Annotated in this window: 26 protein-coding genes; 11 read left to right on the top strand and 15 right to left on the bottom strand. The window is 40.5% G+C overall.

Annotated elements, in window-relative coordinates:
• Positions 1–48: 48 nt before the first annotated feature.
• The 3 genes from ACHOLT_RS17165 (at position 49) to ACHOLT_RS17155 (ending at position 2,741) form a co-directional block, all read left to right on the top strand.
• On the top strand, positions 49–603 hold the full coding sequence (locus ACHOLT_RS17165; protein ID WP_425803107.1) for a DUF4342 domain-containing protein: 555 nt from the start codon (positions 49–51) through the stop codon (positions 601–603).
• An 82-nt stretch (positions 604–685) separates the two neighbouring features.
• Entirely contained in the window at positions 686–1,372 is a 687-nt protein-coding gene (locus tag ACHOLT_RS17160) for a response regulator transcription factor (protein ID WP_425808123.1), read from the top strand.
• Positions 1,362–2,741, top strand: coding sequence for a sensor histidine kinase (locus ACHOLT_RS17155; RefSeq protein WP_425803104.1), 1,380 nt, complete (start codon positions 1,362–1,364; stop codon positions 2,739–2,741). The genes ACHOLT_RS17160 and ACHOLT_RS17155 overlap by 11 nt, the downstream gene beginning before the upstream one ends.
• Here the strand turns inward: ACHOLT_RS17155 and ACHOLT_RS17150 are convergent.
• The 3 genes from ACHOLT_RS17150 to ACHOLT_RS17140 form a co-directional block, all read right to left on the bottom strand.
• Entirely contained in the window at positions 2,736–2,951 is a 216-nt protein-coding gene (locus ACHOLT_RS17150) for a hypothetical protein (protein ID WP_425803102.1), read from the bottom strand. The genes ACHOLT_RS17155 and ACHOLT_RS17150 overlap by 6 nt on opposite strands.
• Before the next feature lie 75 nt (positions 2,952–3,026).
• Positions 3,027–3,368 (bottom strand): cupin domain-containing protein, encoded by a 342-nt coding sequence (locus tag ACHOLT_RS17145; protein ID WP_425803099.1) that lies wholly within the window; start codon positions 3,366–3,368, stop codon positions 3,027–3,029.
• Positions 3,369–3,556: 188 nt separating this feature from the next.
• Positions 3,557–4,282: a C40 family peptidase gene (locus ACHOLT_RS17140; RefSeq protein WP_425803097.1), complete on the bottom strand. Its 726-nt coding sequence runs from the start codon at positions 4,280–4,282 to the stop codon at positions 3,557–3,559.
• Between the two features lie 414 nt (positions 4,283–4,696).
• Between ACHOLT_RS17140 and bioB the strand changes: the two genes are divergently transcribed.
• The 4 genes from bioB to ACHOLT_RS17120 all read left to right on the top strand — a co-directional run bounded on the left by bioB (position 4,697) and on the right by ACHOLT_RS17120 (position 6,918).
• Complete coding sequence (bioB, locus tag ACHOLT_RS17135; RefSeq protein ID WP_425803094.1) at positions 4,697–5,674, top strand: biotin synthase BioB; 978 nt, start codon at positions 4,697–4,699, stop codon at positions 5,672–5,674.
• 108 nt (positions 5,675–5,782) lie between these two features.
• On the top strand, positions 5,783–6,139 hold the full coding sequence (locus tag ACHOLT_RS17130) for a uracil-DNA glycosylase family protein (RefSeq protein ID WP_425808121.1): 357 nt from the start codon (positions 5,783–5,785) through the stop codon (positions 6,137–6,139).
• Positions 6,140–6,338: 199 nt separating this feature from the next.
• Positions 6,339–6,584, top strand: coding sequence for a type II toxin-antitoxin system prevent-host-death family antitoxin (locus ACHOLT_RS17125; RefSeq protein WP_425803091.1), 246 nt, complete (start codon positions 6,339–6,341; stop codon positions 6,582–6,584).
• A 1-nt stretch (position 6,585) separates the two neighbouring features.
• Positions 6,586–6,918, top strand: coding sequence for a type II toxin-antitoxin system RelE/ParE family toxin (locus tag ACHOLT_RS17120; RefSeq protein WP_425803089.1), 333 nt, complete (start codon positions 6,586–6,588; stop codon positions 6,916–6,918).
• 98 nt (positions 6,919–7,016) lie between these two features.
• On the opposite strand, the gene ACHOLT_RS17115 is transcribed toward ACHOLT_RS17120, so the two are convergent.
• From ACHOLT_RS17115 to ACHOLT_RS17105, 3 genes are all read right to left on the bottom strand, one after another.
• Positions 7,017–7,943 carry a DMT family transporter gene (locus tag ACHOLT_RS17115; protein ID WP_425803087.1) on the bottom strand — a complete coding sequence of 309 codons (927 nt, stop codon included), beginning with the start codon at positions 7,941–7,943 and terminating at the stop codon, positions 7,017–7,019.
• Positions 7,940–8,794: an AraC family ligand binding domain-containing protein gene (locus tag ACHOLT_RS17110; protein ID WP_425803085.1), complete on the bottom strand. Its 855-nt coding sequence runs from the start codon at positions 8,792–8,794 to the stop codon at positions 7,940–7,942. The genes ACHOLT_RS17115 and ACHOLT_RS17110 overlap by 4 nt, the downstream gene beginning before the upstream one ends.
• Positions 8,795–9,129: 335 nt before the next feature.
• Positions 9,130–9,711, bottom strand: coding sequence for a TetR/AcrR family transcriptional regulator (locus ACHOLT_RS17105; RefSeq protein ID WP_425803082.1), 582 nt, complete (start codon positions 9,709–9,711; stop codon positions 9,130–9,132).
• A gap of 181 nt (positions 9,712–9,892) precedes the next feature.
• On the opposite strand from ACHOLT_RS17105, the gene ACHOLT_RS17100 reads away from it, so the two are divergent.
• Positions 9,893–11,086: an MFS transporter gene (locus tag ACHOLT_RS17100; RefSeq protein WP_425803080.1), complete on the top strand. Its 1,194-nt coding sequence runs from the start codon at positions 9,893–9,895 to the stop codon at positions 11,084–11,086.
• A 36-nt stretch (positions 11,087–11,122) separates the two neighbouring features.
• Here the strand turns inward: ACHOLT_RS17100 and ACHOLT_RS17095 are convergent, their stop codons facing one another.
• The 3 genes from ACHOLT_RS17095 to ACHOLT_RS17085 are packed head-to-tail and all read right to left on the bottom strand — an operon-like array spanning position 11,123 to position 14,590.
• Positions 11,123–12,640 carry a VWA-like domain-containing protein gene (locus ACHOLT_RS17095; protein ID WP_425803078.1) on the bottom strand — a complete coding sequence of 506 codons (1,518 nt, stop codon included), beginning with the start codon at positions 12,638–12,640 and terminating at the stop codon, positions 11,123–11,125.
• 6 nt (positions 12,641–12,646) lie between these two features.
• Positions 12,647–13,774 (bottom strand): ATP-binding protein, encoded by a 1,128-nt coding sequence (locus ACHOLT_RS17090; protein ID WP_425803075.1) that lies wholly within the window; start codon positions 13,772–13,774, stop codon positions 12,647–12,649.
• A 12-nt stretch (positions 13,775–13,786) separates the two neighbouring features.
• Positions 13,787–14,590 carry a hypothetical protein gene (locus ACHOLT_RS17085; protein WP_425803072.1) on the bottom strand — a complete coding sequence of 268 codons (804 nt, stop codon included), beginning with the start codon at positions 14,588–14,590 and terminating at the stop codon, positions 13,787–13,789.
• Between the two features lie 251 nt (positions 14,591–14,841).
• Here ACHOLT_RS17085 and ACHOLT_RS17080 point away from each other — a divergent pair, with 251 nt between their 5' ends.
• The 3 genes from ACHOLT_RS17080 (at position 14,842) to mgtA (ending at position 20,773) form a co-directional block, all read left to right on the top strand.
• Positions 14,842–17,502 (top strand): NYN domain-containing protein, encoded by a 2,661-nt coding sequence (locus ACHOLT_RS17080; RefSeq protein ID WP_425803070.1) that lies wholly within the window; start codon positions 14,842–14,844, stop codon positions 17,500–17,502.
• Positions 17,503–17,672: 170 nt separating this feature from the next.
• On the top strand, positions 17,673–18,068 hold the full coding sequence (locus tag ACHOLT_RS17075; protein WP_425803068.1) for a molybdenum cofactor biosynthesis protein MoaE: 396 nt from the start codon (positions 17,673–17,675) through the stop codon (positions 18,066–18,068).
• 179 nt (positions 18,069–18,247) lie between these two features.
• Positions 18,248–20,773 carry a magnesium-translocating P-type ATPase gene (gene mgtA, locus ACHOLT_RS17070; RefSeq protein ID WP_425803066.1) on the top strand — a complete coding sequence of 842 codons (2,526 nt, stop codon included), beginning with the start codon at positions 18,248–18,250 and terminating at the stop codon, positions 20,771–20,773.
• Between the two features lie 260 nt (positions 20,774–21,033).
• Here mgtA and ACHOLT_RS17065 read toward each other — a convergent pair whose 3' ends face one another.
• The 6 genes from ACHOLT_RS17065 to ACHOLT_RS17040 all read right to left on the bottom strand — a co-directional run bounded on the left by ACHOLT_RS17065 (position 21,034) and on the right by ACHOLT_RS17040 (position 25,869).
• A complete protein-coding gene (locus ACHOLT_RS17065) occupies positions 21,034–21,228 on the bottom strand; it encodes an LPXTG cell wall anchor domain-containing protein (protein ID WP_425803064.1) in 195 nt (64 codons plus the stop codon).
• A gap of 12 nt (positions 21,229–21,240) precedes the next feature.
• Positions 21,241–21,933 carry an ABC transporter permease gene (locus ACHOLT_RS17060; protein WP_425803062.1) on the bottom strand — a complete coding sequence of 231 codons (693 nt, stop codon included), beginning with the start codon at positions 21,931–21,933 and terminating at the stop codon, positions 21,241–21,243.
• On the bottom strand, positions 21,930–22,658 hold the full coding sequence (locus ACHOLT_RS17055; RefSeq protein ID WP_425803060.1) for an ABC transporter ATP-binding protein: 729 nt from the start codon (positions 22,656–22,658) through the stop codon (positions 21,930–21,932). The genes ACHOLT_RS17060 and ACHOLT_RS17055 overlap by 4 nt, the downstream gene beginning before the upstream one ends.
• 136 nt (positions 22,659–22,794) lie before the next feature.
• A complete protein-coding gene (locus ACHOLT_RS17050) occupies positions 22,795–23,442 on the bottom strand; it encodes a TetR/AcrR family transcriptional regulator (RefSeq protein WP_425803058.1) in 648 nt (215 codons plus the stop codon).
• A gap of 508 nt (positions 23,443–23,950) precedes the next feature.
• Positions 23,951–25,015: a sulfite oxidase gene (locus ACHOLT_RS17045; protein ID WP_425803055.1), complete on the bottom strand. Its 1,065-nt coding sequence runs from the start codon at positions 25,013–25,015 to the stop codon at positions 23,951–23,953.
• A 248-nt stretch (positions 25,016–25,263) separates the two neighbouring features.
• Positions 25,264–25,869 carry a hypothetical protein gene (locus tag ACHOLT_RS17040; protein ID WP_425803053.1) on the bottom strand — a complete coding sequence of 202 codons (606 nt, stop codon included), beginning with the start codon at positions 25,867–25,869 and terminating at the stop codon, positions 25,264–25,266.
• Between the last annotated feature and the right edge of the window lie 50 nt (positions 25,870–25,919).

Raw genomic sequence — 25,919 nt, 5'->3', positions numbered from 1 at the left:
AAGCAAGGATAGAATAAATTCAACTTAACGAAATGGAGTTGAATTCAAATGGCTATTACGATGGAACAAATTGATGAGATGAGGAAAAGAACCAACTGCAGCTATGAGGAGGCTAAGGAACTTCTGGAAAAGCATAACGGAGATCTGCTGGAAGCAATTGTCGACTTTGAAAAGAAACACGGCTACCAATCAAGGCACGAATCATATCAAAAACCACATAAGTTAGGGAGAAGAATCAAGGAACTGATTCAAAAAGGTTTTAGGATTAGAGTAATCATAGAAAAGGACAAAAACGTCATCTTAAATATTCCACTGAATATCCTCATTATTGCGATCTTGGTAACCATGCCGTTTTTTTGGCTTTATCTGATCGGCTTCGTCGCCATCTATCTCATGGGTTATAAAATCAGGCTGAGAAAGGAAGAAGGACTAGAGGTTAATATTGATGAGATCGTCAATGGCATCGGCAGCAAGGTAAGAACAGCAGCCGAGAAAATGCGCGAACAACCGGTAGAAAAAGAACAAAACCATAACCAGAGCGCAGCTGCTGCCAAGAGTGAAGAGAAAAAAGAAGACGGTTACAACGAAATCACTGTGGAATAAGTGGAGAAAATGAACCTGTATTTGTTGCAGGTTCATTTCAGTTTATTTTATAATGAAACTGAGATTTGGCTCGGAGGTCGACATGAAAACCAGGATTCTAGTGATTGAGGATGAAGTGAAAATTGCCAGGTTTTTAGAACTTGAGCTGACTTACGAAGGCTATGCGGTGGAAGTTGCCCATGACGGAAGAAGCGGTTATGAAAAAGCTGTTTCCGGGAATGCCGACTTAATCATCCTGGACCTGATGCTTCCTGGTTTAAGCGGTATTGAAGTATGCCGGCGGGTAAGACGGGAGTCTGATGTGCCCATTATTATGCTCACGGCTAAAGATGACGTGCCGGACAAGGTGATGGGCCTTGACAGCGGAGCAGATGATTATATGACCAAGCCTTTTGCCATCGAGGAATTACTGGCCAGGGTTAGAGTGGTATTAAAAAGAAAAGGGAAAAAAGCAGAGAATGGCAATACGTTTCAATCCGGTCAACTCATTCTGTCTAAGGATGAGCATCGGGTTACGTATGATGGGAAGGAAATATCCCTATCCAAGAAGGAATTCGAACTCTTAAGTTATTTGATGGAGAATCAGGGAATTGTTTTATCCAGAGAAAAGCTTCTCGACCATGTTTGGGGATTTGACTACTTTGGCGATACCAATGTCACTGATGTCTATATCAAGTATTTGCGGAACAAGATTGACCAGAAGTATGGGGTTCAATTTATTCATACCATAAGAGGGGTTGGGTACCTCTTTAAACAAAATGAAGAATGAAAACATGTTGACTAACCTATTCAAATCAATCAGAGAAAAAATTGAGTTTTCCATCCGGCGCAAGCTTTCATTAAAGTATATCAAAATACTGGTGGGGGTAATGCTGGCAGCCGGTTTGGGAGTGCTCCTCGTCTTTGGCGCGATAACCATCCGGGATAATGTGACCAAAGACTATCTGGCCATTGCCAACACTTTAAGCCACGATAGTATAGGGTATCCGGATGTCAGGAAATATTCCGAAGAACATAACTTGCCTGTACTTATTTATGATCAGAATAAAAATCTTATCTTCGCCGCCGGACCGGATATGGCTCAATACGGATATAAAAGCTGGATAGGGGTTGTTAGGACCGAGAAGAACCTTTATCTTGCTTTGAACCGAAGTTCTGTGATTTTCGATGTTCCTGCCCGGGTGGTTATCTACTCGGACATCAGAGAAGAATTGGGGGAGGGACTTAAACTTGCCGAGATCATACTCATTGTTTTCTCGATCATTCTCTTCTTTGCCGTCATAGCCATTGCCTTATCCGGCAGGGGGATTTTTGAGCCAATCAGGGAAATGACGCGGACAGTCAAAGAAATATCTGAAAAAAACTTGAATTTGCGGTTGAATGTAAGTGGGTCTAAGAATGAACTTAAAGAACTGGCCCTTACCTTTAATGAAATGATGAATAGGATCGAAGATCATTATAACAGGCAAAAGCAGTTTGTCTCCGATGCTTCCCATGAATTAAGGACGCCCATTGCTGTAATTCAGGGCTATGCAGACATGTTGGACCGTTGGGGGAAAAATGACAAGGAAGTTCTTCAGGAATCCATTGACGCCATAAAAAATGAAGCAGAGAACATGCGGGAACTCATCGATAAGTTGTTATTCCTAGCAAGGCATGACAATAGCACGTTTGTCTTTCAGAAAGAAGAATTCAGTCTTACGGAAATGCTCTCTGAGATTATCAAGGAGACTCAGATTATCGATTCCACTCATATGATAAGTTCTGATATCAATCAAGAAGTGTCTTTAAACGCCGATAAAATTAGAATGAAACAGGCGATCCGGATTTTTATCGACAATGCTTTGAAATATACTCCTGCGGGTGGGAAAATTACAGTCAGTTTAGGGAAGGAAGGTAATTCCATCGCGGTAAGCATTAAGGATACGGGCATAGGAATGACCAAGGAAGAACTCGAACATGTTTTTGACCGGTTTTACCGTGTTGACCAATCCAGAACCAAGGACAAGGGAGGACATGGCTTGGGATTGGCCATTGCCAAAATTATTATCCTTGGGCACAATGGAAAACTGAAAGTGAGAAGCAAAGTCGGTGAAGGGTCGGAGTTCATCATACTTCTTGATGTTTCCACTTCATAAATCATGAAAGCAAGCAGCCATACATTTCAAGGCTTGAGCGGAATAACGGTTCGGAGCTTCCCACCCTGGGTCTTCTCCGGCGGGCTCACTGCCAAGTTTAACAGTGACATTATAGAGTTTATTCTCAGTGATTCTATTGAGTTCTTTAGAACATGCCTTTGGTAACACTGTGCGCTCTTGGGGGGGATGTATCCGGTTTGCATGTGGCACTTCAATTCCCAGGGATGGAATTCGGAGAACAGTTTGCACGGGACTGTAGGGAGGTAGGCATAAGGATATACCCATCTATACCCTGGCCTGATTTCCAGCTCCGGCTTTGGTCGCTTGACAGGCTACCAATTCTCCGTTAGCTTCTAGCTTGTGATAAATTCCTTTAGGGACATAAATTATAGAGCCTTCCCTAACTTCTATTTGTTCTTCCGTACCATTATCCAGATAAAATGTACCTTGCCCTTTTAGGATAAAAAAGATTTGGTCTCCGTCTGGATGGCGATGATAAGCTAATATCTGGCCGGGCTTAAAATAATAGGTATCAGCGGTTAAGTCCTCCCCGGTGAAATTGTTGACTTTATTTACAGTGTTATCTTTAAATTGTGGCTGATCGAAAACAGTTTCTGCCTTGCCCATTAGTGTTCCTCCCTATAGTTAACTGATTTTTTGTACCTTATTATTTTGGAGATGGTCAAAGGGTTAGCGTGGACCAAAAATTACGTTTAAAGCGACGGAACAGAGCCGTCGCTTTTTTGAAATAACTTGGGATTTCTTTTAAGCTGAACACCTATTTGTTGTTTTTTGTTCAAGGTTAGGTTCGCCCTCTAATTATACCTACGCGCTCCAAGATAACGAGCGGAGTAAAAGCTATTACTAAGGCTAGTAATTGTGACACCAACACGGGGATTATCCGCATGAATAAAATTCCCTCCCCCAATATACATACCCACATGGGATGCTCCTTTAGAATATGTCGTAAAGAATACCAAATCACCTGGCTGAAGCTCGTTCTGGTTTATCGTTGATCCTGAATCAAATTGTGCATAGGATGTTCGAGGGAGAGATATACCTGACCATGCGAAGATGTACTGAGTAAATCCTGAACAATCAAAGCCTTTGAGCGTTGTTCCGCCAAAAACATAAGGTGTTCCTAACAGACTAAGTGCATGTTCGACGATAGTTAAAGAAGGACTGCTTCCACGGGAGATCTGATATGTTTTGGGTAGAGCCTCTCGTGATGATACCTGAGCTATAACTACAGGTTGCGGGTTTGAGCCTGAAGAGTTGGTTACAACCTGAGCATTCTCTGTTTGGATATGTTTGGATACTATAGGAGGTATCTTGACAGGGGGAAGAGGATTCAAATTCAACTTTTGATTTAGGAACTGGGCAGTGTTGGTCGGTGTGTAGTCGGAAACTAGTGTAAACGGATTTGCAATAGGCTGGGTAATCTTTCTTTGAGAATAGGCTGGCCCTAAAATGCTAACGGTCAAAAGAAGTCCGGAAAGGGTAGCTCCGGCCAGCCATGAACGGCCCGGAGACAAGTGCATTATGTTTCCACCTTTCTTAGCTTTCAATGGTATTCAACGGGTTCGGGCAATAAGGTGTAAACCCAACGCGACATACTGACAACTTTATTATAACATTGAAGTTTTCACTAAAATAGCGGTAAAATTTGGCCGATATTCCTGTAACTTTGTCAATATGAATGTAATATTGACGCTACAGGAATACGTAACAAATTATGCGACATGTGGCGAAAAGGAATTGCTCATTAACGTCGGTCCACTGTGGGAGAAATTAAATCTTCACCATAAAGATAAAAGTAAGCATTTTACATCTAGGTATCTAGTAATCCGTTAATAAATTGACACGCCCCCTTATCTGGAGTACAGTGAAGTAAATGTAAACTTTTAATGCTATTATAGGTTTACAATAGCGAAGGCTGTTTTTGGAGGGGAGAAATGAACAGATTTATTAGCGAATTAGGTGAGCGCGTTTTAGCAGGAGGTGAGGTAACTTATGATGAAGCCCTTCGGTTAACTTATGCTGATGGAAGTGAAAATCTAATTCTAATGGGTTACGCTGGAAAAATCAGGGACAGATTTAGAGGTAATCATGTAGAATTATGTTCAATTATCAGCGCCAAGACTGGGGGGTGTTCCGAAAATTGCACCTTTTGCTCACAATCATCACACTACGAGACTAAAATTAAAGTACATCCCCTGTTGACCCAAGAGGATATTGTTACCAAGGCAAAAGAAATGGAAAGGGCAGGTGCCCATCGTTTCGATATTGTGACAAGCGGTCTAGGTGTTCATCATGATGATCCGGAATTTCAAAAGATAGTACGAGCCCTCGGTCGGATCAAGCAAGAGACGAGGCTAGAGATATGTGCCTGCCTCGGAACTTTAACGCCCGAAGCGGTTAAAGCTTTAGTTGAGGTAGGAGTTTCCCGCTATAATCATAATCTACAGACTTCCCGAAGTTTCTTTAGAAATATTATAACTAGTCACTCATATGAACAACGACTTGAAACAATAAAAGTCGTGAAAGCGGCAGGTATGGAGGCTTGCTGTGGCGGAATCTTCGGCATGGGTGAAAGTTGGGAACAGCGAGTAGAGTTTGCTTTTGAACTAAAGGAATTGGGTATTGAATCGATACCCATGAACTTCTTAGATGCCATTCCTGGAACTCCAATGGAGAACCAGCTGCCGCTAACCCCAATGGAAATATTAAAAACTATAGCAATTTTTAGGTTTATTTTGCCAGATAGAATTCTTCGATACGCGGGCGGTCGGGAAAAAAACCTCGGTGAATACCAAGTTCTTGGTCTATTAGCAGGAATAGATGCAATGTTAGTTGGTAATTATCTAACTACCTTGGGCCAATTACCAGATAAAGACCTTGAAATTATCAGGCAAGCCGGTCTTTACAAATAATAGGAAAGACTATACAGAATGAAAATAAGTAGTGGGATTCATGTGTTAAAGGTTCACATTGCGGCAATCGTCTATCCTATGCGCACAGCGGCGAGGGGACAGGAATAAATACCTGGAGGAAGCAGAAATTGCAAGAGATCATGTTTATATAACAAATATACTGAAGACAAGGCCGCCTGGAAACTGAAAAACTCTGAGATTAGTCAGGCTTTGCCTTTTCTGGAACGCCAAATTCAGCTGGTAAAGCCGAAAATAATAGTATGTCTTGGCAGTACGGCTGTTCAAGCTATTGTTGATCCCAAGGCCAAGATAACTGAGCTTCGCGGGACTTGGGTCGAAAGGGACAGCTTTAAAATAATGCCTACCTTTCATCCTTCTGCTGTTTTTCGTGATGAAGGGAAGAGGCAATGGTTGAAAAGAGATTTAATGGAAGCAGGTCATATGCTAAAACGCATCATGGAGTAGCCTTGTTCAATGATTATATGACCGACTTATTTTCATCGTGGGTATCTCCTCAGTTTAAGTTGTACCTTATTAAAGAATTTCAGCATTTGACGTGACGCTGAGAATTAAAAAGATGCGTATAGTTTAGAGGGAATGCTGCTGTTGAATTTTACGAATAATAAAGGTATAATAACAACAGCATCGAAAGGAGTTGTTATATATGCCGAATATCAAACCCATATCCGATTTGAGAAACTACAATGAAGTCCTGCGAGATATTTCCGTAGGTGAGCCGGTGTTTTTGACTAAAAATGGAAGAGGAAAATTTGCTATTGTTGATATAAATGAATATGAGAAACTAAAGGCTTCCCTAAAACTGATGACAAAGCTTGCTCAAGGAGAGCAGGCGGGAAAAGAAAAGGGATGGATGTCTATAGAGGAAGTAGAAGCAGAGTTGGGGATTTAGAATGAATAAGCTGAAAATTTCACCTGAAGCCAGAAATGATTTAGTGGAAATCAAAAACTACATTTCTCAGGAGTTTTATAGTCCACAGGCTGCTGTAAATTTGATCGCTAAAATAACGAAAAGAATTCGCGGGTTGTTGGAGTATCCTGGAATTGGAGCATCTCTATCTGCAGTTATAGACATTCAAACAGATTATCGATTTCTTGTTAGTGACAGTTATCTGATATTTTACAGATATGAAGATGGAGTTGTTTATGTAATTAGAGTCTTATACGGCAGGCGGGATTATATGCGCGTTTTGTTTAATGATTTACCAGGGGAAGAAGAAAAATAAAAGAAAACAGCTGAAAACTAGTTATAGTGCAGCATAATTGAATAGATTGAGTCCGATTTTGACGTGAGAGTGATGACTTTCATGTCTTTTCTTTTTCTTCATGCTTCATGGGATATTCCCTCTTCCAAATTTGTTCTTTCCTTAGGCTTCCTCTCTGACAGGAACAGACCCGATAAAGTAAGGAGTGCACCCAGCACGGCTGCTCCTGTTATATTTTCGTGCAGAATCAGATAAGCGGCGGCAACGGTTATCACAGGAACTATATAAATGTATGCGCTTGTTCTGACAGCCCCCAGAATTCTTACACTCCAGTTCCAGGTTACAAAGCACAGTGCGGAAGCGCACAGTCCAAGAAATAAGATATTCAGCAGGTCGGCAGCCTTCGTAAAACGGTTGAAACCCGGATGAAAGCCGGACAGAAGCAATACGGGGAGCATGAATACCAGCCCGTAGAAAAAGATTCGCCGGGTACAACCGATAGTAGGATGACCAAGTCCGCTTATTTTTCGCATTAGAATTGTATATACCGCCCAACACACAGACGCGAGAACAGCAAGAATGTCTCCCAGTGGATTCAGCTTTAGAACAAAGCTTCCGTTGAAATCGATCAGTAAAATGCCGATAATAGCGACTGTGAAACCGACAAAAAATTGGGGGCGGAGCGGTTCGTTTCTTAAAAGAAAATGTGCCAAAACTGCCGTAAAAAATGGAGCGACCGAAACGATAACCCCTACGTTGGAGGCTAATGTAAAAGTTAAGGCGATGTTTTCCAGCAAATAATATAGAGTAACACCGCAAAGTCCGGCTGCTGCAAAAAGCAGCTCTTCACGTATGCTTCCTGATTTTATGAAATGAGGATATACTGCCAGCAAGAAAAAATAACCGATGGTGAAGCGGAAGAATAAGATTTCAAAGGGTGTAAAATCGGTTAAAAGGAATTTCGTCGAGATAAAGGTCGTTCCCCAGATCAATATAGTAAAGAGCGCTGTCAGATGACCGACGGCTATTTTTTTTGAATCTGTCATGCGTCCTCCCTCGAAGCCGGCTGCTGGATTTGGGCTTCATTCAGAAATATCCGCATGTACTGCCGGGGGGTCAAGCCGATAAACTTTTTAAAAAAGTTTGTAAAGTGGCTCTGATCGCTGAAACCTGTCAAAAGTGCCGTATCTGCAGGAGAGATACCCTGCTCCAGCAGCTTTTTGGCATTGCCGACCCGGATCGTTTCAAGGTATCTGTACGGAGAAATTCCTTTCTGACGGGTAAAGGAACGCAGAAAATGATATCTGCTGAGGCCGGTCAGAGTGCTTAATTCATCCAATGTACTTGGTCTAGCATAGTTTGTTTCCATATAGTCGCATACGGTTTTAAATTCGGAAGCCCGCTCCTGCACCATCTTTTCCGCTGCCGTATCCGAGTATTCCTGCAAAAGCTGCCCCATCAGAAATAGAAACAGCTCCTCCTTGATAAAGTCGTTTTCGTTCTGGCAGATCATACAGTGCAGCTCCCGCAAAGGCTCGGCAAACTCACTGCGGTAAAGAACGGTCGGTGAGAACTGGGGCAAATAATCACATCCTGTTATTTCGAGGGCAGTTCTTCTCATAACTTCCGGTTGGATATTGATACAACGGTAATCCAGCGTTTTCCCGTCCAATTGCTCACAAGAATGGGTGTCCTTTGGATTAAAAATAACTATATCACCGGGATTGATAATGTATTCCCGATTTTTGCACAGCAAGTACCGCTGACCCTTCTCTATAAATCCGATGACATAATAGTCATGAAAGTGATTGGGGAATTTCTGCATAATTCCCTCAAAATGATAGGCTTCGATCTGCAGCTGCGTATCGTAGCACACGGTTCTGATTTCATTGGGCATGTTATACTCTCCTTGCTTATTTCTCTCGTGGCAAATATACCATATGAGAAAAATGAATTGCTTGAATGATATTGCTCAATGAAAAGAAATGTCGGAATATCTATACCGATTTTCAAGCCGAACTCGACATCAATTAAGCTCCGCCTGACTGTCATTGGAGACGGAGGATCAATGACCTGAATCTGTGGTTATAACGAAAAGCAATGAACACTTGGAGGTGATATCTCATATGCAAAAGCAGTTGTGGAATGATACGGAAAAATCGTTGCAGCAGCAAAGCTATATTAAATGATGTTTACCGATCAAGCAAAGCCATCATCGTTACAAAGCAGAGATTATGGTTTCTTACTCAACCCTATAAGGGCATAGGATACCAAACTTTTAACAAAAGCGGCATCTACCGTATCGCCTGTTATTAATAACCGATAGAAAAGAGGGGCAAAAATCAGATCAATGCTTAGCTCTACGTCCAGATCGTTTTTTAACTCCCCTCTTTGAATGCCGCGCTCAATGATTTGCCGTGAAATGAGACGGCGGGGATTGAAATACCTGATACGATATTCCTTAGCGATGTTAGCATCAAATTGGCCTTCGGCAATAAGCTCCGTAATTACCTTCCCCTTAGTACTGGTAACAAAGGTTGCCAGATTATTGACTTGAATGAAAAGATCTTCTCTTGCTGAACCGGTATCCGGTACCTGGAGCATAGATTCCGTGGCTGCAAAAAAACCGTCTAAAACCACAGCAGCTTTGTTAGGCCACCATTTATATATTGTTGCTTTACTTACCCCAGCTCTCTCGGCAATACCTTCAACGGTTACGGTATTAAAGCCATTCTCAAGCAATAGCTCGTAAGAAGCATTGAGAATGGCTTTTTTTGTTTCTTCACTTCGAGGACGTCCTATCTTTTTATCCATCGAATTCTCCTTATTATGTTTATTTGTTTTAAAAAACAGTATAAAAACTATACGTATATTATATAATATTATCTTTTATAAAAAAAGAACTTGACAAAACTAAACGATGCGTTTAATAATATGAATATAAACTATACGTATAGTATATAAATTATTTGTAGATTTAAGAGGAGGATATTGGATGAAAACCGAACTGTCTGAAGAAAAAAAGCTTTCCCGTTGGCTTGTATTTTTACTGGCAAGTGCGTGTGGTCTGATTGTTGCAAATTTATATTATGCACAGCCCTTAGTAGGTCCCATTAGCGTGGCTACAGGAATTTCTGCCGGTTTATCCGGACTAATTGTTACAATGACGCAGCTCGGCTATGCAATAGGTCTTTTGTTTCTTGTTCCCTTGAGTGATTTACTGGAAAATAGACGCCTGGTTGCATCTATATTGATTATTGCTATTTTGGGGCTGATTGCGGCATCAATGGCAAAAAATTCATATATCTTTTTTTTAGCTACAATATTAATCGGATTGGGCTCTGTAGCAGCCCAAATATTGGTACCCTTTGCAGCACATCTGGCACCTGCAAAACAAAGAGGAAGTATTGTTGGAAACGTTATGAGCGGACTTCTTCTGGGGATTATGCTTGCAAGGCCGACAGCAAGCCTCATTACCGGTATTTGGGGATGGCAGGCAGTGTTTTTAATGTCCGCAGTTATTATGGGAATACTCACAATCCTATTAAGCTGTCTGCTCCCGAAAAGGAATCCGCAGCCTAGAGACAGTTACCGTGCTATCATAAAATCTTTATGGTTCATTTTTCAAACAACCCCTGTTTTGCGTAGGAGATCGCTATACCAAGCAGCTTTATTTGGCAGTTTCAGTTTATTTTGGACTGTTGTTCCGTTATGGTTGTCGCATCATTTTCATCTGACTCAGAATGGAATTGCATTATTTGCTTTTGTAGGTGTTGCAGGTGCTGTTGCGGCACCAATTGCAGGCAGGATGGCAGACAGGGGGTGGACCAGGAAACTCACGGGGATCGCATTTGTAACCGCAGCTTCCTCGTTTGCAATAACTCATATTTCACCAAACAACCAAACAATATCACTTATAATATTTTGTACGGCTGCAATTCTCCTCGATATGGCGGTTTCGGGGAACCTTGTTCTTGGACAGCAAGCAATTTATGGGTTGGGTGATGAAATGCGCGGACGGGTAAATGGAGTATTTATGGCAGTTTTCTTTGCTGGAGGTGCAATTGGATCTGCTTTGGGAGGATGGTCATATGCCCATGGGAATTGGGCAGCAGCATCTATGATAGGATTCAGTATGCCGATTCTTGCATTTCTTTATTATCTTACTGAAAAAAGTAAATGTATTTAAACCATATTTCATGGCAGATGGTTTTTCGGAAAATCCTTATATATGCATTCTTTCCTGATCATTCATTGAATAGCCATCTCTTTTAACATCGCTCATTTCTAGCGCATCATCTTTTATTTCAATATTTTTAAGCTTTTTCACTGCCCCATGAGGTTCTTTTAAGGAAAGCTTATCTCCTCTGCCGGAAATAACCCATAAGGTTTTATAGCCCCTGGGTACGGTGAGAAGCTTTTCTTCACCTTTGCCATCCGTAAAATAGACTAGCAAATTGATCTTATGATCATTGGCATATTCAAAAACCGGGGTGAAGCGGGTGCCCCCTCGGATATTGATCCGTTCTTTGACATCCTTTACAGATTTGACGTTATACACGCGTCTGATTTCACTGTCGCATTCGATAATTGTAATTTCATGATTATAATTTTTAACGATATCGAGGACTTCTTTCAGGGCTTGATTAAATTCTTGATCACTAATGCTTCCGCTGATATCAAGGGCAACAACAATTTTGGCTTTATGACTCCTGAGTTGACCTCTTAAATCTAATCGATCGGGCTGTCTTCTGTTTCTTCTGGTTATTGTCTTCTTTTTATTGCTTTCAACAGACCCCATCAACCTCTTAAGATATAAATTCCAAGGCAATTCCCCTTTGCTGCTGCGAAGAGAGGAAATCATGCCCGCCAGGTAACCGGGAATACTGCCTTTTTGCGCATTGTCGATAAACTTCTCCGTAAACTCCTGAAGTGTTTTTTGATCGATATCACTGGATTCTTCCCAAAGGTCATGAGCTTTTTCAGGATCGTATTCAGTCGCCACATTTACATCGTCGTTTGCGTCATCTGGATTATCATCTGTTTCCTCGTTCTTGCTATCATCGACTTCACTGGCATCGCGTTCATCTTCCGTAGTTTCATCGGCTTCCAGCAAGTCCAGGGCAGTTTGAATCTCTTCCACATAATATTCAAAAGGCTTAAAGGGCAGGAGCTTCAAATCATAATACAAATTAACCCATTCCAAGGTCACGGAAAAGGGGGGAAGATGATCCAGATAGGTGTTGACCACGAGATTCATGGCCAGATTGATGGCTAAGGTACTGTAGTTTCCTTTGAATTCTTTGGCCCGTATTAAATGCATGGATAATATATGGAGTATTTCATGTTTAATGGTGCTTTCCATTTGCTTGAGATTAAGATTTAAAAAAATGATGGGGTTGAAATAGATAACATACTTAGCCCTTTTAAAATTCACGGCAGTAGGGCTGCTGATGTCAAAGCGAATTTCTCTGGACATTTGCAGCAAAAAATAGCCGTAGAAATTATCCTTGTCTTCCATGAGACTCAGATTAACTTTATCGACAAGGCTGAAAAACTCGTCCTTAAATTCTTGGGGTATAGTTATCTTGGAGTGACCATGTTGGGGCTTGGCTTTACTATTATCATCCTTACGCTTTGCTTCGAAATAATCATTATCGCGTTTTGCCTTATAATAATCAGTAATGATTATTTCTGCCTTTTTATAAAGCTCTTGGACTTGGGTGTCAAAAGAAGTTTCCATAGATTATCACCTTGTTAAACGATAGGATGCAAAATATGATTCAACAAAAGCTTCATTCTCTATGGCCTGTTTGTATACCTCAGGATAACTGTTTTTAATATCCTTCATGAGACCTATCTTTAAATCTACAGGATATAGGTTTAAAAACTCAATCAGTCTGTCGATATAAAAACTTGAATCATCATTATGATTTAAGATATTTGCCTCTAATCGTTTCAGAATATTTTTGGCGGAAAGATAAAGCCGGGTATGATTTTCTTTTTTTACTCTTTCTCTGATCGATTCAGGAAGAGAGTTTCCCGAAAGAACATCTTCATAAGATACGAGCGGGCTATAATCCGATTCCACAAAGCTCACAAACTCTTCGGCGATTACTCTCCCGATATTTCCTTTGACAACATTTAAAAATACGGACCTGGGTATGGAAGCTTTGTTTTCCTTATAAATCTTGTAACTGCTGGAAATTCTCTCGTAGCTTCTTGGCGTCGCTCTCAGATCATCTTCGTTGATCTTATGCAAATACTCGGGGAAAGTGGAGATAAACTCGATAACTTTTTGTTCAATTCCGGCCCCTATGGCCCAATCGATCCACTGCTTATAATCAGGCTCCATAGTTAGCCAGACAAATCTATTTTCTTGAGCTGCGTCCATATCGACCACTTGGTAATCAAAATCCGAACCATATTTACTGGAAGGATTCATAGCGGCACATATTTTTACACCTTCGGGTAACGTATAGCCATTGATTTCCCGATTTAAGATTAAATTCATAAGTTCCTGTTGGACGGTATGTTCACAGCGGTTGATCTCGTCAATAAATAAAAGAACGGTGTTTCCCTGAGATGTTTCTTCATCAATCTCCCTTAGCTTATGATGAACGGCATAGACTGTCGTTTTCTTTTCAACCGGATTTTCCTTAGAATTAACTCCCGGATAAGAGTCTATAGTTGGCAGACCGCCTATTTCACCTTCTTTAAGGAGATTCCCATTGATAACAATCAAACTCCAATTGTTTTCTTCAGCCATTTCCTTGGCTAACGCTGTTTTTCCGATTCCGCTTTCACCAACGATTAAGGGGACTTCTCCGGTCGATAGCACTAAGTCAACACTTTTTAAGGTGTCTGTAAAATTCATGACAGTTCACTCCTACAGCATCTTCAGCTTTTCATCGACAGCTATTTTTTTTGCCTTTTTGCTTCCATACTTATCAATAAACATGATTTTGTCGATGGGCATAATGGGGCTTGTTTTATCGATAGTGCCGCAATTTAAAAAATCTCTGACATATTTTTCGTCAACATCTTCATTGGCTAAGGCTTCCTTTAAAACGTGTTCCAGTTCATCCTTGGATATTTCTTTCATCACATATTTAATCACTAAAATATTGACTTTCAAAAATTCCAATATTTTATTTTTATCTAAATCATGGATGAACGCAATAGCCCTCTCATCATTTTTAACAGCTATGCGCTCCGCCTTATGGGTAGGAGAATTGATATATCTTAAAGCATCATAATTGATTTTTACGGCCTCTTCATGGACACTTGCGCAAGGTTCTTTGATAAACTTTATGGAATCGTAATTCTTTCGTACAGCCAATAATTGCAATTCCTCACTGGGATTCTGAACATATTGAATAGCCCAGCCCGCTTGACTTAAAGCTAATTCTATTAACTTATCGTTAGGATTTTTAATATACTCTAAGTTAATCCAGCCATCATTGATCGCCTTTATCATCATATCTTCCGTAGGGTTATCTATAAATTGAATCGCTCGGGCATTATTGTCTATCGCTAATTCTTGCATCTCTCGAGTTGGATTATCCATATATTCTAAGGCAAGTCCATTTTTTTGAACAGCCAATAACTTCATCTCATCCGTAGGATTAGGGATATAGGCTATGGCATTAGGATTAGTCCTGATCATTTCCATAAGTTTTGAGTTTTCCATAGTGTTACTTTCCTTCATTTGCTATTACTTGAGTATAATTAATATACTTTTTAAGTTAATCTAAATAGTATGATTATACTACTGTATAAAAAAAGGGTCTATGCTACTGAAACATAGACATTCTCATAAAATTGTTAAACTCAAAACCTACTGGTATCATAATAATTAAAGAATAGATATACAGGCTTCAGCGGGCTGTGGTTTTAGAGACGGACGAAGAGACGGACAAAATAAAGGATTTAAAATAGATTATGAAAAGATTAGTCATTGGAATATTAGCACATGTCGATGCGGGTAAGACGACATTATCTGAGAGCATGCTTTATTTGAGCGGTAAAATTGGAAAATTGGGAAGGGTGGACAATAAGGATGCTTATTTAGACACCTATGAGCTAGAAAAAGCCAGAGGAATCACCATTTTCTCCAAACAGGCCGTTTTGGAAATAGGTGAGATCCAGATTACCTTACTGGATACCCCGGGGCATGTTGATTTTTCGGCTGAAATGGAACGGACGCTTCAGGTGCTGGATTATGCCATTTTAGTGATAAGCGGTGCGGATGGGGTGCAGGGGCATACCAAAACCTTATGGCGGCTGCTGGACATGTATCAGATCCCTGTTTTTTTGTTTGTCAATAAGATGGATCAGAATGGAACGGATAAGGACAAATTAATCAAAGAAATGAAATACCAGCTGGATGATGGCTGCATCGAATTCGGACCCATTAAGACAGAAGGCTTTTATGACCAATTAGCCATGTGTGATGAAAACATGATGGAAGATTATCTGCAAACAGGACACATTGAAACCGTGCCGATTAAAAAAGCGGTTATGGAGCGCAAAGTTTTTCCGTGCTTTTTCGGTTCCGCTTTAAAATTAGAGGGCGTCGGGCAATTTATGCAGGACCTTGTGAAGTATGCCGAGATACCTTCTTACCCCGACGAATTCGGAGCCAAAATATTCAAAATAGCAAGAGACCAGCAGGGGAACCGTCTTACGCACATGAAGCTTACGGGCGGAAGACTAAAGGTAAAGGATGTCTTAAAAAATCGCAGCTGGGAAGAGAAGGTTAATCAAATTCGTATCTATTCCGGACAGAAATTCGAGGCGGTGAGCGAGATTGAGGCAGGTTCTGTATGCGCGGTAACCGGGCTCAGCCAAACCAGACCGGGAGAAGGTTTAGGAATAGAGGAAGCTTCGGAAGCACCTGTATTGGAACCGGTCTTGTCCTATCAGATTATTCTGCCCGAAGGCTGTGACCCAAGAGCGATGCTTCCCAAACTGCGCCAGATTGAGGAAGAGGAGCCGGAACTTCATCTTGTCTGGGATGAGCAGCTGCAGGAAATTCAGGCACAGATCATGGGGGAGGTGCAGGTTGAAATTCTGCAGAGCCTTATCCAAAAACGATTTGGTGTTGAGGCAGCTTTTGACGCGGGAAGGATTGTGTATAAAGAAACGATTGTCAATATTGCCGAAGGGGTAGGGCACTTTGAACCCTTGCGGCATTATGCGGAGGTTCACCTGTTGCTGGAGCCGGGTGAACCGGGAAGCGGTCTGCAGTTTGGGGTGGAATGCAGTGAGGATAGCTTAAGCAAAAGCTGGCAAAGACTTGTTTTAACCCACCTGGAAGAAAAAGCTCATAAAGGAGTTCTGACAGGTTCGGCGATCACAGATATGAAAATCACTTTAGTCTCAGGTCGGGCACACAATAAGCATACCGAAGGCGGGGATTTCCGAGAGGCCACTTACCGTGCCGTGCGCCAGGGCTTAAAGGAGGCAGAATCCATGTTGTTGGAGCCTTATTATACCTTTGAGCTGGAACTGCCGGTGAAAATGGTAGGGAGAGCGATGACTGACCTTGAGAAAATGCATGGCACATGCGAAATATCACAGACAAATAGCGAGACGGCGGTTCTTGTAGGGAGCGCTCCTGTTGCTGCCATGAGAAATTATCAGCAAGAGGTGGTTGCCTATACCAAAGGACTTGGCAGGCTGTTTTGCAGCCTGAAAGGATATGAACCCTGCCATAATGCCCAAGAGGTCATGGAAAGTATCGGATATGATTCGGAAAGAGACCTGGAAAATCCGACAGGTTCTGTATTTTGCGCCCATGGTGCAGGCTTTTTGGCAGCTTGGGATGAAGTGAAGGACTACATGCATGTTGAAAGCTATCTCCAGAAAAAAGACAATTCATCGGGAGATACAGTCCAAAACCCGGTCCCATACACAGAAGAGAGGTCCATCAGTTTAGAGGAGATTGACCAAATTTTGCAGAAGACCTTCTATGCGAACCAAGGGAAGAAGTCTGCCTGGAAAAGACGCAAAACAGCCCGTGAAAGTTATTATGAACCGGCGGCCTATGACGGCAGAGAGAAGGAAAGCAAAGAAGAGTATCTCCTTGTGGACGGCTATAATATTATCCATGCCTGGCCTGAACTGAAAGAGCTTGTGGATGAGAATATGGACGGTGCCAGAATGAAATTGCTTGATTCGCTAAGCAATTATCAGGGGATTAGAAAATGTCAGATTATTGCTGTGTTTGATGCTTACCGTGTTCAGGGGCATTTTGAGGAAGTCATCGACTATCATAATATCCATATCGTTTTTACCCGGGAAGCTCAAACGGCGGACCATTATATTGAAAGGTTTGCCCATGACAATCAGAAGAAATATAACATAACAGTGGCAACGTCAGATGGTTTAGAGCAGCTTATTATAAGGGGGGCAGGATGTTCCTTATTATCTGCCAGAGAACTGAAGGCTGAGATCGAAGGGGCTAATGAAAGAATAAGGCGGGAATATCAGGAAATGCAGGGGAGAGACCGTAATTGTCTAATCCATAAATTGTCTCCAGAAGCGAAACAGCAGTTGGAAGAACTGATTAAAAAAGCAGATGTTAATAGAAACGATTAAGGGTAGAGCATGGATGTACTTTGTCATAAGCACAAGTTAAGGCGGTTGAGACGAAATCCAGCTTTTTTCCTTGCTTGTTTTATAGTGTGAACGTTAAAATAGAGTTAACAAAAACCATTAAATTAAATAATAATGAACGCAATACTTTTATAATTAGGAGTGTATTAGTTATGACTAAAAAAGTATCACCATCGATTGATGAATGGCTTAAACAAGCAAAAGCGGATTCAAGGGCTTTACAGGAAGGGATGTTTTTAGTCCATAACGGTGTAGTGCGGCAAACTCCCAAAGCCAAGGTCCGTCAAGGGCTTGATGATGGTTCATTGGTAAAGGGAATGGAATTTGCTTATGATGCCGTGAAAGTGGATGCGGCGATTGCGGAAACTTATAAAATGGAGGGTATTTTCTATGTTAAAGTCTGGCTTAATGAAGGCCAGCTTGATGTTGGGGATGACATCATGTATGTACTCATAGGCGGAGATATTAGACCCCATGTTGTAGATGCCCTGCAATTCCTGGTTGGAAAAATTAAATCCGAATGTGTTGTTGAAATAGAGCAAAAGTAATTTGATATCAATGGGTTTCAGGGTTTTAGAATAATTTCATAGCGTATTTTATGTTTCCTTAGACAATTGTTCTGAGGAAACTTTTTGTATAGGGAGGCGTATGAGTTAGTTTATTATATTGCACAATATCATAGATTCCCTTATGATCAGAATAAGCGTAGAGAAAGCGGGGGAACAGCATGGATAATGATAGAAAATCTTTTTGGAGTTATTCTGCCGATTCTTTGTTCCAAGAAATGCAGTCTAGAAGTTCCGGACTTTCGACACAAGAGGTTGATATTGCCAAAAAAAAATATGGTCTAAACGTTATTCGGAAACAAGGAAATACGGGAACAATTAGCTTATTGCTCAACCAATTCAAAAGTCCGATTATTATCATTCTTCTTTTTGCGGCAGGATTATCTGCATTTTTAGGAGACGCGAGCGATACCCAGATTATCGTTTTTATCATTCTCGTAAGCGGACTATTAAGTTTTTGGCAGGAACGTGGCGCTAAAAATGCGGTTGAAAGCTTATTGGCTGTTGTGGACATAAAATGTACTGTACTTAGAGATAAATTGCCTATCGAGATATCGACGCAGGAAATCATACCTGGTGATGTGATTCTTTTGAAAGCGGGAGATGTCATTCCTGGGGACAGTTATCTACTTGAGGAAACAGATCTTTTTGTATCTGAAGCCACATTGACTGGGGAAACTTATCCGGTTGAGAAGAGGGTAGACTTATTACCGGAGGACACTCCCCTGGCGCAAAGGACAAATTCACTTTGGATGGGTACCCACGTGATCAGCGGCACAGCGAAAGCATTAGTCGTATTTACTGGGGAGAAAACCGAGTTTGGCAGGATTTCCGAACGATTGCGTTTAAAACCGCCGGAGACAGACTTTACTCGAGGTGTTAGAAAGTTTGGCTACTTGCTTTTAGAGGTAACGCTGATTCTCGTGCTGCTTATATTTGCGATCAATGTTTATTTTGCCCGTCCCGTCTTGGAAGCCTTTCTTTTCTCACTGGCTCTCGCCGTAGGTCTTACTCCTCAATTATTACCTGCTATTATCAGCATCAATCTGGCTCATGGGGCTAAGAGAATGGCTGAAAAAAAGGTGATTGTCAAGCGGTTAGATTCAATTGAAAACTTTGGCAGTATGAATGTTCTTTGTTCCGATAAAACGGGGACCCTGACCGAAGGGACGGTGCACTTGCACAGCGTTATGGATGCTCAAGGCAGGGCGAGTGAAAAAGCTTTGTTTTATGCGTATATCAATGCTTTCTATGAATCGGGTTACTCCAATCCCATCGATGAGGCTATTAAAGCCTACCGTCAATTTGACCTTGCCGATTATCGCAAGATTGAAGAGATCCCCTATGATTTTACGCGTAAAAAATTGAGCATTCTCGTAGAAAAGGATCAGAGGTTACTGATGGTGACCAAAGGAACCCTTACTAACATTTTAGAAATTTGTTCAACCGTAGAAATTGAGCAGGGGAACATTGTTAATTTTCAGTCGGACAATCGCGAAAAGGTCCAACAGAATTATCAGGATTTGAGCACGAAGGGACTTCGTGTCCTTGGTTTGGCCTATAAAGAAGTCGATCCTACCCAAAAGTTCGACAGGGAACAAGAAAAGGATATGACTTTTTTGGGCTTGCTGGTACTCTATGATCCACCGAAGGATCAGATTGTCGAGTCTATTGCTTACCTTAAGGAATTAGGTGTTTCTCTGAAGATGATCACAGGCGATAATAAATTCGTGGCAGCGGCTGTTGCTCAAGAAATCGGTATTCAGAATGCCAAGGTGCTCACGGGTTCGGAACTATCCCGAATGAGTAATACTGCCCTCTTGCATCAGGTGAACCAGATTGATGTGTTTGCGGAAACGGAGCCCAACAGTAAAGAACGGATTGTCCTTGCTCTGCGCAAGGCAGGCAATGTTGTAGGGTATATCGGTGATGGCATCAATGATGTATCTGCTCTGCATAGCGCAGATGTGGGCGTTACCGTGGAAAGTGCTGTTGATGTAGCGAAAGGGACAGCGGATATCGTCCTTTTGGAAAAAAGCTTAAACGTGTTGGCTGATGGTGTCAAAGAAGGCAGGAAAACGTTTACCAATACCCTAAAATATATCTTCATGGCGACAAGTGCTAATTTTGGGAATATGTTCAGTATGGCGGGCGCTTCTCTTTTCCTGCCCTATCTGCCGATGCTGCCCAAGCAGATTCTGGTGACAAACTTGTTAACGGATTTTCCCGAGCTGTCGATTGCGACAGATAAAATCGATGTTGAGATGGTTGAGAAACCTATGCAGTGGGATCTTAAATTCATTCGCCGATTTATGATTGTCTTTGGTAGTGTGAGCTCAGTCTTCGATTATCTTACATTTGGCGCCTTGTTTTTGTTTTTTCATGCCAACGTCGAACAGCTTCGAACAGCTTGGCTTACCGAATCAGTCATATCTGCTTCGGCAGCGGTGCTCATGATCCGGACTCGTCGACCTTTTTTTAAAAGCAGACCCAGTCGGTCTCTATTGCTAACCACGCTTTTAATCATGGGTGTTGTTGGAATTTTGCCCTTAACCCCGGTGGGTGCAATCCTTGGTTTAGTTCCGTTATCATTAAGTTATTATGGGGCCATTGGGCTGATCGTGCTTCTCTATATCGTAAGTTTAGAAGGAGTAAAAAAAGTGTTTTATGCAAGAATCACCAAGTGACGATTAGAGACATATTATAGAGCGCAGTCCCATGACCAGGGAAAGCGCTCTTTCTGTGCTCTTCATATTCACTTATCCAATGCTCAACATATTAGTGAGAGCCAGCAGAACCTTATACAAGAAGAAAGGGATTTATCTGGCATTTACAAAAGTTATAAAGCTGTTGGGAGTCATGACTAGGGAGCTAATCTGTCCAAGTACAAAAAGTGTAAAATTGGCATGAAACAGCTTATCTTTTTCTAAAGTATTAACTGCTTTCATTAGTACATCATTTGTACTATTTTCAAAACAACAGCAACGATACCTAGCAAAACTAAAATAATCCACCAAGATTGCTCTTTTTTCTTTCTTTTAAAGAATAATCCGACTGCAATTAGCGCAATTCCCAAGATAATACTTAAAATATTACCTACAAAAATGGCTCCTGCGGATAATTGTTCAATCATATGATTCATTTTTATTTCCTCCTATAGTACTGTATCTTCTATACTTATTTTTTTTATTGATATATAGGCCAAGCCTATTCCAACAGATGCCAATACAAGGGATACTGGCAAAATGTTTATCATTCTTGCGCCGTCTCCGACGCCAGACCCGACTGTTAAACTAACAATAGCAATCGAACTTACTACGGTTGTGACAGTTGATTTATTCAGCATACCAATATAAAGCGGTGCCATACCCATACATATGGCTGCAACAGAAGTAATAAATAATTGTAAAACATCCGTTATTGAAATCTGATAGTCAATAAAGGGAAACACTGCATTCAGGACAAATACAATACCATTAACAAACACTTGTGTTATCAGCATTGCACTAAAAGTCATGATGATGATTAGTGCAAGCTTGCTTGCGATAATATTTCCTCGTTTAATCGGGTAGCTGAACAATAAGAGCGCTGTTTTGCTTCTGAACTCTTCAACGATGATATATGCAATCATAACTGATTGCCATACAACAAATACGGCTTTAACTAATGTATCTATAATGCTAACCGTACTAAGTGCTGGGATTTCGGTATCATTTGATAATGAGAATGTGAATTTTGTAATCAAAACCAATATAACAATAGCGATATTGGCAATCAAAACTTGTTTATAAAACCTTTCAAGTCGCATTTTTCGGCATTCAATTTGCATTAATCTTGTTATATTCATCTTTTTATCCTCCAAGACTGATTTTGGGTCAAAGCGATGAAGTGTTTTTCTAAATCAAATTTATCGCTTCCAAAGTCCGATTTTAAAACTTCGTCAACGATTTTTCCTCCATGCATAATTGCTATGATATCCGCAATTTTTTCAAGCTCATTCATAATGTGACTGCTTAATAAAATAGTAAGTCCATGTTCCTCTTTAAGCCGCAATAAAAGCATCCTGATTTCAATGATACCTTTTGGATCAACTCCGTTAATCGGTTCGTCTAAAATAAGAAGCTGTGGATTTCCCAACAATGCACGCCCGATTGCCAGCCGTTGCTTCATACCGAGGGATAATTCTTTAGTTTTTCGTTCCTCAACTCCGGGAATACCGACCAATTCTAAGATTTCAGGTATTTTTTTATGATTGTCTTTTTGCAAATAATCACAGTGCAGTGATAAGTTTTCTCCGACGGTCAAACTATCATAAAATACAGGCGTTTCAATCAGGCTTCCGACCTGTGATAGGTAGCTCCGGTCTTTATCCAACACATTTTTATTGAATATATAAACTTCTCCGCTAGTGGGTTTCAGCAGTCCGAGCAGAATTTTCATAAATGTTGTTTTACCGGCTCCATTTTCACCTAGTAAACCATAAATCACCCCCTTTGGAACATTGATATCAAGTTGATTTAACACACTACGTTGCTGAAAGCTTTTTTGCAGGCCCCTTGCTGCAATAACCACATCTCTACTCATTTTTAGTCTCCTCTCAATAGATACGTTCGGTTGGTATTTATAATGACATAATTATCCCTTTAATTTATGATACCGGACGAATGAATGTATTTGAGTAAATAAAATTGCCTTACTTAAGACAATTTTATTCGCAATCCTCTAATCCCTCTAAAGCACCATCCAGCGAAGCTAGAATCTCATCGTCAATAAGTGGTAAGCCCATACTGTCCAACATATCTTTGATAAACAAAAACTTATGTCGTATTTCTTCTGGCGAGGCTGGATAAACAGAAGGGGTTAGCCATATACTTGTCAGTAATTGCAATATTTCTGATAACTCTTTTGCATATGATGTATGAATTGAACCATCACGATTGCCTTCTTCAATCAATTCAAGCCAGAGGGGTGCAATTACTTTTCTGTCGGTTTCAATTATTCCGGCTAATATACGCGGATTTTTCAAGATCGAAATACTCGGCTTGTTTAATTCTGTTCGGTCTGCGTTTGTTTGGTTTACCCTGATAACCTCACGCATTTTTTGCAAACCATTCAAATCACTCCGGTGCTTAACCGTCGCAAATGGATTATTATTCAAAAACATTTTAGTGCCTAGAGCATCCATTATTTCTTCTTTGGACTTAAAATGATGATAAATCGCACCTTTTGTTAAACCGCCCAGCTCATTTACAATATCTTGAATAGTAGTCCCATCATAACCCTTTTCTAAAAAGAGCCTTTGAGACACATCCAAAATTCTTTCCACAGTGATTTCAGGATATTTATTTCGTGCCACTCTCAACCCTTCTTATAAAGATTCTTGTAGTATGTATTATAGAAAAAAGAGATATCTTTGTCAATATACATACATTCGTTTGGTTTGTATGTTCTCAATAAATATTCCGATTATAACCAAGGCGGTAGAGAATGGGGTTGTCATAATTCCGCAAAACGATTAACGATAGCAATAACGTACTTAATGATAAGGAAATTACCAGTAGTTTTCAAACCGGGAATGAGTTTAACCGTTTGGGAGGCCAGGACCGGATTGAGACCAGTATTAAAATTTCACAGGAAGGCTGGCCGAGCTCAATTGAAAAATGAGCTGCCCTGGAACATGCTTTAGGATAAAATGAAGATGAAATATATTCTGGGAGCAGAAGGTGTTATGCCATCAAATAAGATACTTCCTCTCTTTAAATAAAAAGGGATTGGATGGCTAATTGACCATAACTGTAATGTCCCGACTTCACCAAGAGGTAAAAATGCAACTAACCTTAATAAAGTGGTATTAGCTTGAATGATTATTCAACTCTAACTTTTATTAAATATACAGCATTATATCCATAACCTTTTCTGTTCCACATAGCTTCAAAGGGTTGAGTTCGTCCAAAAGAATCTTTTGCTCTTGCTATAATTGTATATTCACCTTTAGAAGGTACTTGCCAGATATATTTCCAGATGGTACATGAATAGGGCTGTGATTTGTCTTGATAAAGCTTCGCTGGATACCAGAGTTTTCCTCCGTCTGTACTTACTTGAACTTCAGTAATGATACCAGCGCCTGTCCAGGCAATACCTTCGATAATTTGTCTTCTGTTTTCTAAGATTGAATAATTTAATGGCTGCAGAATCATTGAACTGACATTAATATAGGTTACCGGAGTTTTCCCTTTGTCATTATCATTAAAAGGGTAATAATTGTATTCTATATCTTGAAACGGTCCTTTAAAATGATGATCAATAACAACTAGCCTTTTAAGCCATTTTACAGAAGCCATTCCGTACCATTGAGGGACAATCAGCCTTAATGGATAACCATGTTTAAAAGGTATGGCTTCTCCATTCAGCTCATAGGCAATAAGTGTATCCATATGGAGTGCCTTCTCTATGGGTAAGGCCCTTGTATAGTGGAAAACTCCTTCCATATCTTTTCTTTTACCGGAATCAAAGGCTTCAAAGACGACTTCCAAAGCCGTGTTTTTTAAACCAGTCATAGAAAGAAGCTGGCTAACAGTTACACCTTTCCATAATCCTTGGCTGATAGCGCCGTCTTTCCATTGCTCACCGTACACTTTCGGCTTAAAATAGGCTCTTTTATTACCAGCGCATTCAAGTGGCAGAATTAACTGTTTTGAGGGCATGCGAAGGATATCTTCATAATTGAAAATAATAGGTTGTATTATTTCTCCCTCAACAGGTAGAAAATACGCTTGTTGTGATAGCTCTGGATATTCAAAGTGATTTCTAAGATAGAAATATTCCGTAGGAGTAATCTTATGGCGCAGAAAATGAATAGGTGTTTCCTGATTTTCAGGGTTCAATTCTCGAGTGATCAGATAAGGCCTAATCGGTTTAATAATATCCATTACATCACCTGGTAAAACCAAAGTAAGAGTTTATTATTTAACCTATTCACAAATCGTTAGGGAATTCCGGATTTAATTCGATATTTAAAAAACTCAATTGAAGTACTTACCATAACAGTCGTAATGATAGAGCGGAAGTAGCTTGGTATCTGTGGCTTTCGGTGTTTGGCTAATTTGACAGTATGTTTAAAACAAAAATGCCGATCCCCTTTTTAGAGATTCGGCTTTTTGTTTTCTAATGATCCTTATTAGTTCATTTGCTGCTGTAAGTTCTTTAAAATCGGTGATCCCATTTTAACTATTGTGCGCCCCATACTAGTATTTAGTACTTCTGCTATAGCTTGCCACATGGCCGTTATTACAATTGGAACTATAGACCAGTAAGCAATTGTAGACAATATGGGGATTCCAAAGAGTTGGGAAATTCCCATACCACAGAAGAAGATATCTGTAGTTATCATAAAAATTCCGGAAATAAGATTTTTATGCAAAGACGGGAGTGTAAAGCCAACCATATAAATTCCCATGACCATAAAAATAAATCCATTCACCGATACAGTATTGGCTGGCATCAAATTTAATACCTTTAAGAGATTTTCCCACAAACCCAGAAACATAAACGCACTGAAGCCACACATAATATTTCCGCCTACGATAACTTTATTGCGGAGTTCAATAATACCAACAATAACTTGGACAATTCCACCGGCAAAACCAAGGGGGATTAAAACAGTCGCCATTGATGCAGGTGCCAGGCCAATACCTATCGGGAAAAGACAAATTAAGTAAAAAGTTAGGACCATATAGCCTGCCGCAGCAGGACTGGCAAATGAATGCTCACTATTTGACATCATTTTTCCTCCTCAGAGATAAATTAGAAGGGGAGATGTGAAAGTGAAAAGTC

The organism is Desulfitobacterium nosdiversum (assembly GCF_049860565.1).
GTDB classification, from domain to species: Bacteria; Bacillota; Desulfitobacteriia; order Desulfitobacteriales; family Desulfitobacteriaceae; genus Desulfitobacterium_A; species Desulfitobacterium_A nosdiversum.
This window is presented reverse-complemented; position numbering and strand designations above follow the sequence as displayed.